The sequence below is a fragment of the Westiellopsis prolifica IICB1 genome, from assembly GCF_004323185.1.
GTDB classification, from domain to species: domain Bacteria; phylum Cyanobacteriota; class Cyanobacteriia; order Cyanobacteriales; family Nostocaceae; genus Pelatocladus; species Pelatocladus prolificus_A.
The window spans coordinates 404180-412931 of record NZ_NAPS01000002.1 but is presented as its reverse complement, the minus strand read 5'-3'; the positions used below and the strand labels follow the sequence as shown (position 1 = coordinate 412931).

The 8752-nt window shown below is 41.9% G+C and carries 6 protein-coding genes; 3 read left to right on the top strand and 3 right to left on the bottom strand.

The window, feature by feature from the left end:
- Nucleotides 1-682: 682 nt before the first annotated feature.
- Nucleotides 683-1072, top strand: coding sequence for a hypothetical protein (locus tag B4U84_RS16015; protein ID WP_131119402.1), 390 nt, complete (start codon nucleotides 683-685; stop codon nucleotides 1070-1072).
- A 258-nt stretch (nucleotides 1073-1330) separates the two neighbouring features.
- Here B4U84_RS16015 and B4U84_RS16010 read toward each other — a convergent pair whose 3' ends face one another.
- The 3 genes from B4U84_RS16010 to prfC all read right to left on the bottom strand — a co-directional run bounded on the left by B4U84_RS16010 (nucleotide 1331) and on the right by prfC (nucleotide 6532).
- Complete coding sequence (locus B4U84_RS16010; RefSeq protein WP_017310110.1) at nucleotides 1331-1816, bottom strand: RNA recognition motif domain-containing protein; 486 nt, start codon at nucleotides 1814-1816, stop codon at nucleotides 1331-1333.
- Nucleotides 1817-2500: 684 nt separating this feature from the next.
- A complete protein-coding gene (locus tag B4U84_RS16005; RefSeq protein WP_131119400.1) occupies nucleotides 2501-4816 on the bottom strand; it encodes a M48 family metalloprotease in 2316 nt (771 codons plus the stop codon).
- Between the two features lie 84 nt (nucleotides 4817-4900).
- Nucleotides 4901-6532 (bottom strand): peptide chain release factor 3, encoded by a 1632-nt coding sequence (gene prfC / locus B4U84_RS16000; protein ID WP_017310107.1) that lies wholly within the window; start codon nucleotides 6530-6532, stop codon nucleotides 4901-4903.
- A gap of 254 nt (nucleotides 6533-6786) precedes the next feature.
- On the opposite strand from prfC, the gene B4U84_RS15995 reads away from it, so the two are divergent.
- Nucleotides 6787-7128, top strand: coding sequence for a DUF4870 domain-containing protein (locus B4U84_RS15995; protein WP_017310106.1), 342 nt, complete (start codon nucleotides 6787-6789; stop codon nucleotides 7126-7128).
- 394 nt (nucleotides 7129-7522) lie between these two features.
- Complete coding sequence (hemB, locus tag B4U84_RS15990) at nucleotides 7523-8503, top strand: porphobilinogen synthase (RefSeq protein ID WP_017310105.1); 981 nt, start codon at nucleotides 7523-7525, stop codon at nucleotides 8501-8503.
- The last annotated feature ends 249 nt before the right edge of the window (nucleotides 8504-8752 follow it).

Below are 8752 nucleotides of genomic sequence, written 5' to 3'. Positions count from 1 at the left end.
TCCAATGATTGGGTTGGGCTAAAACGAATAGTTCAAGTTGAACGTCTTGGTACTCGTGCTGGTAAGCCTTATGAGGAAACCGTATATTACATAAGTTCAATGACCCTTGAAGCTTCAGATTTTGCCCAAGGCATTCGTGGTCATTGGGGTGTAGAAAATCGATGACATTGGGTCAAAGATGTTGTGTTTGATGAAGACAAGGCACAAATGGTTGATGGTTATGCATCTGCAAATTTCTCCATTCTTCGCAGTTTTGTAATTAACTTGTTTCGTCACAATGGTTTTGATTCCCTAACCAGAGCAATACGACATTGTGCCCATAATATCCTATTACTATTTTCCTTTTTAGAATGAAACAGCCCTGCCCCAAGGGAGTGCTGACAAGTGTAGGTTTTTAATAAAGCAATGAGTGGGGAGTGTAAAACTAAGGCAATAATCATCGTTTCATAAATTCCTACACCCTTCAACCCTTATACCCTTACACCCTAAAATCAGTATTTTTTGGGCAAAGCGTAAAAAACCTACACCTGTCAGACCTTCCCCGATTCCTATTTTCTACTCAGCGTGCAGCGAAGCGGAGTATCAAATCTTCTCGGCAAAAAAATAAAATGAATAGACGCTGTAGCAAAATTAGAAAGCAATTGTAAGAAGATATAGACTCTGTGTCTAGTAAAATACCCTTATGCAATTAGAATTCATTCCTGTTGAAGAGTTTTACTTTGCTCTAACTTTAGCTGTTCGTACACTCGAAGAAATAGATAAACCTGGTTTGGTAGAACAAGTGCGATCGCGACTTTTGGCAGAATGTGGACAACCCTCAACTGTTGCACCTGGCAAACAGAATACATTTAATTACGTATTCAAAGTCGAAGATACAGATAACACTCCTGCGCCTAGTCTGATTGTTTCTATTTCAGATTGGCAAGATAAATTGCGCTTGAGTAGCGATTATGGTTGGGTGTTAGATCAACAACGCAAACCAATTCGCACCGAAAAACACGAGCAACGTTCGCACTTCAACCAAAACTTGCGATCGCACTTACAAAAATGGTTGCATATCCCTTTTGACTAATTAACTATGTCAAACTGCAATCCTTTCTAAGGCATAAAAATCGCTTTTTTCTTGCCTTTGATTTCTAACCTCTAGCACCTAGTTTGAAAATGGGTGTGTGGGGGTGTAGGGGTGTAGGAGGAGTCATATTTTCATTCCCTGATTGTGCGATTTCTCACATGGGATGCTAGCTTGAAAAGAGCTTGAAGGTAGATAATTAAAAATTAAAAGTTCAAAGTGATTTTGAATTTTTAATTTTTAATTACCTCTACTGGCGGATTAACTGGTAGTTTGTGCAGCCAGCATTTGTTTGAGTTTTTCCAACTCAGAAGCCCAGCGTGGATCTGGGCGAATAGCATCTGTATCGCCGCCTGCTGGAGAACTTTCTTTGGGACTACCACCACGGCGAGGCTTCTTAGATTTTTTGTTTTCTCTCGGTGTGCTAGCACTGCTATGACCACCACCTTGACTAGCAGCTTTAGTAGGTGCTTGTTCTTCATTATCCTCTCCCTTTGTACGAGGTAATGCCTTTTCCAATTTGATGGGAGAGTCTTTGAACATTTGACCATTGTATTTTTCAATAATCTGGTCTGCTTGTTCGTCATTATTTACCGTGAGAAAACCGAAGCCACGACATTTACCAGTTTTCCGGTCTTTAATCAATTTAGTGGTGACAGCATCACCTTCTTCTGCAAAAACTGCTTGCAGTTCTTGACGATCTATTTCTTCTTTAGGCAAATTACCTATATATAGGCGAACGGACATGGACTAACCTCCAGAGTTGTATTGAAAAACTACCAGGCAAAAAACAGTAATCGGGTTTTGGCTTTTGATAGATGCTATTGAATAACAATGCCACAAACCTAGTTTTTTACTCCAAACTATTAACCTATTACAATACTGTTTTTTACCAAAATTAAGCCTGTTGAATACAAAAGCGTACACTGCGCTCACAATACCTTTATTCTAAGAATTTATGAATCTTACAACTTACTGCTCACGACAGGAAATGACTTCAACGCCCTTGTTCCAAATATTTAAACACCATTTCTTACATTATCACGGTATTTTCTACGTAGCTAGCTTAGGACGGACATTTCCGACTCTTGCATGAAAGCATCGTAGCATAAAATACTTTTCTTTTTGAAGTTGACTTTTAGGAAACAAAAACCAGCCTGTGGCTGGTTGATTTGCTGCTGTGTTGAAAGGAGAAAAGGGGATTGATTTGGACAAACAGCCGAGTCCCATTACCGAGCTTGGTGATTGAGTTATACTGGTTGCTTCCGTTTATGTAAATAAATGTAACAGAATCAGAAATATTTTGCAATATTTATTTACATTCTCAAGTTGCTGGTCAAGGGTCAAGGGGCATTGGGCATTGGGCATTGGGCATTGGTTATTCCCTCTGCTCCCTGCTAAGAGCTCCCTTGTTCCCCTATCCCCTATCCCCTATCCCCTCAGAAGAATATATGCTCCCCAAACCTCTGCTGTGACTGCTAAGACGATAGACCAAATCGGGTGAGGACTGTTAACGATTTTTCCGCCTTGAGTTTGTAGGGTTTGCACATCAATCCAAGGTGTTGCTCCGCGTCGTAACCAGCCAGTGACTGTGATCTGACGTCCGATTAATTCTTGAGGATTGACATGCTGTCCTAGCCAAGAAATGTGATGTAGTTTGACTAAACCTGTGTGAGATTGCAAAACTAAATCTTGTGCCAAACAGTTGCTAGTACCTCGACGACCTAATAACTTTCCGACAAGACGCACACCGATACTATCAATAGGAATGCTAGCTGGATTAGTTAACAGGTTGGGTAATTGGTCATCAGTTTGGACAGTTGCAGGTTTAATGTTTGAAAAGAAATAATTTATCCGCAGCAAAACGCCGATACTAAAACCAATGAGCATACAGCCATTGATAAAATTCCAGTCCTCATAAATCCATTTCAAGTTTAAAAGTTTGAGTGCGAACAGAGTTTGCCAAATTAACCAGATCAGACCCCCAAACGCAACGCCTAAGGGAATTCCTAACCAAGGAGCAATTTGTAATAAAAAAGACTGAGGTTTAATTCTTAAAGGCTGTTGGCTTTCGAGATATAATTCTGGGTCTACGTGCCAAAGACGAGCGATTTTACACAGACGCAGGGCGCGATCGCCGATTAAAGGATGAGTATTATTAATCACAAACCACCATCGATAAGGATTAACACAATCCCAGATCAACAGAGATTCAAAGGTAGTATAACCAGCCATACTACCCAACCACAAACTTTGTTTATAGCCTACGGGTATAACTAGATTTAAGCTTTCTAGCTGCCAACTGGTGTGTTCTTGTTTTTGGACATCACCAGCAATACCAATAGCCATTTTCAGTAAAGCACGGACTAAAGCATTAGGATTACCAGTAACTTCCGCCGCTACGCGATCGCACCAATAAAGCCGTCGCTGGGACAACCATAAACCAGTTGCTGTCAGCAACCACCACAAACCATAAACCAGACTTGTCAGTACACTAAAAATCCCACGCCAGATCGGTTGGGTTTTTGTATCTCCCCACTGTCCCAATAACTGATATAGCTGGTAAATCGGAATTGTTACTACTAGTAACAAAGACATCACAGCACAATCCCAGTGAGCAATCTGTCCTAATTGACTGGCATAGATTGTGGCAATTTCATCATTTGTGAGTTGCTCTAATAACCCTTGACTAACTACAATTCTGCCTGTCCGAGGTAAATGACCATAACACAAAGCAACTGGTGCTGTCATTGGTAGGACAAATAATTTTGGTGTCCGCCAGCCTCGTTGTTGACAATAGCGTTGTAAAACTCGTGCTGTCTCTTTGCTATGGCGATGCAAAACGTCTTTTTCTAATTCTCGTTGACCGTAAAACTTTGTCAGTAATCGATCCAACAACCAAGGAGATAAACAGAACAAAACGAAAATCAAAACCACCAAAATACTTGTAGGGTCTCTATATAAAAGCTGTAATGGCTCTAAAAAAGGTAATTTAACAAAGGCATCATTAATAAATCTCATTACCGACACCAGCAGCGTTTTGATTACCCAAAACAGCGCTATGCATGTTCCTGCTTGGAGTAAGCACAATAATTTTAAACCTCGCTTTGGTAGGGGTTGCCATACTTTAGCGCGTCCTGCTTGTCGCCAGTAAATCGTAGGTGGTTTGACTTTTTCCTGATTAACAGTAATCCCAGAGTTGGGGGGTTGAGGAATTGGTAAAGATGAGGTTTTTGGTACAGACGCGCCGGGTGTGGAAGCTGCTGAAGCTAGCCAACCTCGCGTTTGATTTCCGCCAAATGTAGGTACTCGCAAACTGCGGGCTGGTGTTTGCTCGATGCTTGTGTTGTCCGCCTCTTGGCGTTCGTGCATCTGGGCGTTCTCTGTTTGCGACTGCTGAGATTCCACCACTGGTGAAGAATTATCCCAGGGGATAAATCCAGTGACGTCAGCAGTAGACCCATCATCATTTTGATAGCGTTTTTTGATTTGTTCTAGAGAACGTTCAGCCCATTCTTTAACTTGTGGGCGTTCGTTTTCAACCAGAGTTTCGCATAATGCGATCGCTGCTGCAACTTCCCCAATACGTGTATAAACGACAACTAAGCCGATTTCCGCTTGGATAACTGCCGTGCGATCGCCATGACTACTGACAATATCTTCTAATATGGTTTTTGCTGTTTGATAATCTCCTTGCTTCAGGGCGGTTAAACCAGCCTTCAAAGATGGTTCAGAATGTGAAGGCATAGTAGTTTGCACTCCAATAACTATATTGTTAGTGGTAATGGGTAACGGGTAAATTTTTACCAATTACCAATTACCAATTACCAATTACCCATTAACCACTGGTTGTTGACTAGAATAAACCGGGGCGATCGCACTTAATTTCAGATCAGGTTGATCTTCTTGTAATTGATGGCAATTCCACTCATTACGAAATAATAAAACTGGGCGCCCCATGCTGTCTTTGACTGTGGTTGTATTGAACAAGCGTCCGATTTTGGTCAATGCTTCCCAACCACCTTCTACCCAACGCGCAACGCTGTAGGGTAATAAATCCAGTATGGTTTCAACTCCATATTCATTCATGAGACGGAATTGCACCACCTCGAATTGCAATTGACCTACCGCAGCCAAAATTGGATCGCGTTTGGCTTCATCTGTTGAGTACATAATCTGCACAGCCCCTTCTTCACGCAATTCCGAAACGCCTTTTTGAAATTGCTTGAATTTAGATGGGTTAGGGTTGCGGAGAGTCGCAAACAACTCTGGAGAGAAATAAGGAATTCCCTCATATTCCAACTTTTGCCCAGTGTAAATTGTATCCCCGATTGCAAAAACACCGGGATTATTTAAACCAATCACATCACCAGGGTAGGCGACATCAATAGATTCTCGTTCTTGAGCAAAAAGTTTTTGCGGACGAGACAAACGAACAACTTTACCTGTGCGGGCGTGATTGACCGTCATATCTTTTTCAAATTTCCCTGTACAGACACGCACAAACGCCACGCGATCGCGGTGTTTGGGGTCCATATTGGCTTGCAGCTTGAACACAAACCCAGAAAATTCGGGATATTCGGGTTCAACTTCACCTACACTACTGCTGTGTGGACCTGGTTTAAGGGCGTAGTCTAGAAAATACTTGAGGAATAACTCAACCCCAAAGTTAGTCATCGCACTACCAAAGAAAACAGGTGTCATTTTGCCTTGGTGTACTAAATCTAAATCTAGGTCTGCTCCCGCCCCTTCTAATAGTTCTAAGTCGTTTTTGAGCTGATAGTAAAGGTCTTGTTCTAACAGTTCTTCAATTTGGGGATTTCCCAAATCAACAACTGTATTAACCGCTTCTTTACTACCGTGGGCGCTACGTTCAAACAGGTGAATTTGTTGTTTGTGGCGATCGAAGACACCTTTAAAGCGATCGCCCATACCAATGGGCCAGTTGACTGCATAGGTCTGCAATCCTAATTCTTGCTCAATTTCATCTAGCAGTTCTAGGGGTTCTCGTCCGGGGCGGTCAAGTTTGTTCACAAATGTGAAAATGGGAATACCCCGCATTTTACAAACTTCAAACAGTTTGCGTGTTTGGGGTTCCAAACCTTTAGCAGCATCAATTAACATCACTGCATTATCTGCCGCCGCCAGAGTCCGATAAGTATCTTCACTAAAATCCTGGTGTCCAGGAGTATCTAGTAAATTGATCTGACAGTTTTGGTAGGTAAATTGTAACACTGTGGAAGTAATGGAAATACCCCGTTGTTGTTCCATTGCCATCCAGTCAGAAGTCGCTTTGCGCTGGGCGCGTCGGGCTTTGACTGCACCGGCTTCGTGAATAGCACCTCCGTACAACAGGAGTTTTTCTGTGAGTGTAGTTTTACCAGCATCCGGGTGAGAAATAATCGCAAAATTGCGACGAAGTTCAACTGCTTTGTGAAGTTCTAACTCAAGGTCAGTTGACATAACTGTATCTACTTGTAAATTAAATCTAACTTTACTTTTTCCAACTTTAGCGAGTCTTTTTATCTTAAGACAACGATGCTCATGGTAGGTTCTTAATGGACTTGAAGACAGGAGGCAAATTCAGTTATCAGTTATCAGTTACCAGTTCACAGCTACCAATGAATCACTGATCACTGTTTAGTGTTTACTGACTTCAAACTTCATCCTCCACAGACTTTACCCAAAATAGCACCTAATGTATAAGGAACAGAGAAATGTACGACACGGACAAGCGCAAGCTTTTATCAGCACTTTCTCATGCAGCGATCTTTTTGAGTACCACATTAGTATCGATTGGAATACCAATTTTCATCCTCTTTGCAACAGAAGATCCTGTTGTAAAAGAAAACGCCAAAGAAGCCATTAATTTTCATTTTAATGTCTGGTTTTATGGGACTATTATCGGTGTTTTGATTTGGGTGAGTTTTGGTTTGTTGATACCTTTAGCGGGTTTATGGTTTTTAGTTCACTGGGGATTAACAATTTGGGCGCTTTTTAATGTTTTAACTAATACGGAAAAACCTTTTCGTTATCCCTTCATTCTCCGACTTGTTTAGGAAAAAATCAATTTTTATCCGGTTAGATCAAGTCACTTATGAATAGATAAAATAAACAGGTGGCTTGTAGATTCAGGGTCATCGCCTATTGGTAATAGGTAATAACCTGTGTTTTGATTATCGATGATCATTGCGCCTCACACATATCTCATCACAAATTTTTAATCAAGCCCATCTATATATATTGATGGAAAGTTTTATATACTTTCTTGTCTTTTTTAGAAGATAAATGACAAGCAAGTTGTAAAATACAAAATTGCCCCACAACCTCATCAGGTGTAGGGCAGAGGACAGTTAAGCGCTGTTTGTAGTGTGTCCTTCCAAAGCGGGTTTTTACCGCAAGTCTGTGACGCTTTGTTATTTGTCCATTTGTGTTTTTTCTTCATAAAAATTTATGTTTCCAACCCATCGCCCCCGCCGTCTGCGTACCCATCCCCAACTCCGCCGGATGGTACGTGAAACTGTTCTTACCACCAGCGACTTGATTTACCCTTTGTTTGCTGTCCCAGGTGAAGCGATCGCCAACGAAGTCAAATCTATGCCTGGTGTCTATCAGCTGTCGATAGATAAAATTGTCGAAGAGGCAAAAGAAGTTTACGACTTGGGAATTCCCGCCATTATTTTATTTGGTATTCCAGCCGATAAAGATGTCGATGCTACAGGCGCATGGCATGATTGCGGTATCGTTCAGAAAGCTGCAACCGCGGTGAAAGAAGCAGTACCAGATTTGATTATCATTGCTGACACTTGTTTGTGTGAATATACCAGTCATGGTCACTGCGGTTATTTGCAAGTTGGTGATTTGTCAGGACGAGTTTTAAATGACCCCACCCTGGAATTACTCAAGAAAACCGCCGTTTCCCAAGCAAAAGCAGGCGCTGACATTATTGCACCTTCCGGGATGATGGATGGATTTGTGCAAGCAATTCGCGCTGGTTTGGATGAAGCTGGTTTCCAAGACACACCAATTTTGTCTTATGCTGCCAAGTACGCTTCGGCTTACTACGGTCCATTCCGGGATGCAGCAGACTCAGCACCCCAATTTGGCGATCGCCGCACCTATCAAATGGACCCCGGTAACTCCCGCGAAGCCATCAAAGAAATAGAATTGGATATCGCCGAAGGCGCTGATATGCTGATGGTGAAGCCAGCTTTGGCTTACATGGATATCATCTGGCGTGTGAAACAAGCTAGCAACTTACCTGTTGCTGCTTACAACGTTTCTGGTGAATATTCTATGGTCAAAGCCGCAGCCCTCAACGGCTGGATTGATGAACAGCGCGTGGTCATGGAAACTTTAACTGGCTTTAAACGGTCTGGTGCAGATTTAATTTTGACCTACCACGCTAAAGACGCAGCGCGTTGGCTGAGGTAAGCGGTGGTTTGGCCTATCAGGCGACGAAATTTCATCTGGTTAATTAGCTTAATTAATCTCACGCAGAGGCGCAAAGGTGCAGAGTGAATCTTATGTATCTTGGTGTCTGGGCGTGAGATTATTGTTTGTTGGGGTTATGAGCAGCAAAATAGGGCGATAGTAGATTAGAACTTACGCACTGTACAAATTGTCTATTATGTGAATAAGGATATTTGGTTGTCTGGGAGTATTATCGATTTTTACCGGGTA